Here is a 1,010-nt window from a genome sequence, read left to right on the forward strand (position 1 = left end):
ACCGGCGCCCTGGCGTCGGCGAGCACCCGCAGGGTCTCGGCGGGGGCCGCGCCGGGGAGCTCCAACCCGTCGGCGAGCGCGGCCAGGACGGGCTCCGGGTCGCTCTCCAGGGCCGGGGCGAGGGCGCGCGGGGTGAGGAAGGCGTCGCCGCCCGCGCGGTGGCGGGCGAGGGCGGCGTCCAGGTGCCCGGCCCGGGTCTCCGGGTCGCCGACCAGCAGGGCCAGCGCGGCGCCGTGCAGGGCCGGTTCGTCCTCGCGGGCGAGCAGGGTCAGCGCGGTGAACCGCAGCAGTCCGGCCCCGGCGCCGCCGGCGTACGGGGCGGTCCGCAGCGCGTGCACGGCAGCCGCGACGTGCCGCTCGGGCCGCCGGTCGTGGCTCCAGCGGTCGACCGCGCGGCAGAGCGCGGACGGCTCCTCGGCGGCGAGCACGGTGAGCAGCGCGTCCGCCCTCGGGTGCGCGGCGTCGGCCAGCGCGTCGGCCAACTCGTCCAGGGCCAGCCGGCGGTGGGCGTACAGCAGGTCGTGGGCGAGGTCGGCGACCGTCAGGCCGGGTCGGCCCGGCAGCCCGGCCGGGTCGTCGAACCAGGCGCAGAGCAGCGGGAGCACCGCCGCCGGGTCGGCGCGCAGCCGCTCGGCCACCGCGCCGAGGAAGTGCTGCCCGGGACCGTCGGCGGCCACCAGGCGGCGCAGCAGCGCGAGTTCGGCCTCGACGGGCAGGCCGAGGCCGGTCCAGAACGCCGGTCCGAAGCGGTTCAGCCCGTCGAGCGTCTCCCAGCGTCCGGCGGTCGCCGCCCGTTCGGCGATCCGGCGGGCCAACTGGTCGAGCAGCGCCCGGTGTTCGGCGAGGTCGGGGCTGGCGGCGAGCCCGGCGGTGAGCAACCGGGCCGCCCACCAGGCGGGTTCGCTGCCCGGCGGGCGCAGGTCCAGCGCGCGCCAGATCCGGTGCAGCCACGGGTCCAGGGCGGGCGCGCCCCAGGTCTCGGCGACCCGGCGCAGCGCGGCGGCGACCGG

Annotated in this window: 1 pseudogene; it reads right to left on the reverse strand. The window is 80.3% G+C overall.

Annotated elements, in window-relative coordinates:
• Positions 1 to 1,010: pseudogene (locus BG452_RS35450) on the reverse strand (serine protease); the annotation flags it as partial.

The sequence above is a fragment of the Streptomyces sp. CBMA123 genome (assembly GCF_014596465.1).
In the GTDB taxonomy this organism is placed as follows: Bacteria; Actinomycetota; Actinomycetes; order Streptomycetales; family Streptomycetaceae; genus Kitasatospora.